The organism is Lactiplantibacillus songbeiensis (genome assembly GCF_005405125.1).
GTDB lineage: Bacteria > Bacillota > Bacilli > Lactobacillales > Lactobacillaceae > Lactiplantibacillus > Lactiplantibacillus songbeiensis.
Map to the genome: position 1 here is coordinate 1 of NZ_BJDL01000004.1, position 1,560 is coordinate 1,560.

The 1,560-nt window shown below is 48.7% G+C and carries 1 protein-coding gene; it reads left to right on the plus strand.

What is annotated here, in order from left to right; translation table 11 throughout:
- Positions 1 to 1,560 (plus strand): hypothetical protein (locus FFM77_RS01215; RefSeq protein WP_179951416.1); only part of this gene is annotated, 1,560 nt, incomplete at both ends.

Genomic DNA, 1,560 nt, shown 5'->3' on the forward strand with positions numbered 1-1,560 from the left:
CGACTCAGATACGGATACTGACTCGGATACAGATACCGACTCAGACACCGATACTGATTCAGACACCGATACTGACTCAGATACGGATACTGACTCAGATACAGATACCGACTCTGACACGGATACTGACTCAGATACAGATACCGACTCAGACACCGATACTGATTCCGACACCGATACTGACTCAGATACGGATACCGACTCTGATACGGATACTGACTCGGACACCGATACCGATTCCGACACGGATACTGATTCCGACACGGATACCGACACGGATACGGATACTGATTCCGACACGGATACCGACTCTGACACGGATACCGATACTGACTCTGACACCGATACCGATACTGACTCTGACACCGATACCGACTCTGATACGGATACTGACTCTGATACGGATACCGACTCAGATACAGATACTGATTCTGATACAGATACTGACACCGATACGGATACAGATTCCGATACGGATACCGACACGGATACTGACTCTGACACCGATACCGATTCCGACACGGATACTGATTCCGACACGGATACCGACACGGATACGGATACTGATACCGACACGGATACCGACACGGATACCGACTCTGATACCGATACCGATACTGACTCGGACACCGATACCGACTCGGATACGGATACTGACTCTGATACAGATACCGACTCTGACACGGATACTGATTCTGACACCGATACTGATTCAGACACGGATACTGATTCTGACACCGATACCGACTCAGATACAGATACCGACTCAGATACGGATACTGACTCGGATACGGATACCGACTCAGATACGGATACCGATTCCGATACAGATACCGACTCAGATACAGATACCGACTCTGACACGGATACTGATTCGGACACGGATACTGATTCCGACTCGGATACCGATTCCGATACAGATACTGACTCAGATACGGATACGGATACCGATACCGACTCAGATACAGATACCGACTCGGACACCGATACTGATTCAGACACCGATACTGACTCAGATACGGATACCGATACCGACTCAGATACAGATACTGACTCCGATACAGATACTGACTCCGACACGGATACTGACTCGGACACCGATACGGATACCGATTCAGACACGGATACTGATTCCGACACCGATACCGACTCGGATACGGATACCGATTCTGATACGGATACCGATTCTGATACGGATACCGATTCTGATACGGATACCGACTCAGATACAGATACTGATTCTGATACAGATACTGACACCGATACGGATACAGATTCCGATACGGATACCGACTCCGATACAGATACCGACTCAGACACCGATACCGACTCGGATACAGATACCGACTCGGATACGGATACAGATTCCGATACAGATACCGATTCGGATACAGATACTGACACCGATACGGATACAGATTCCGATACGGATACCGACTCCGATACGGATACTGACTCAGATACAGATACCGACTCAGACACCGATACCGACTCGGATACAGATACCGACTCAGATACGGATACCGACTCAGATACAGATACTGACTCGGATACGGATAC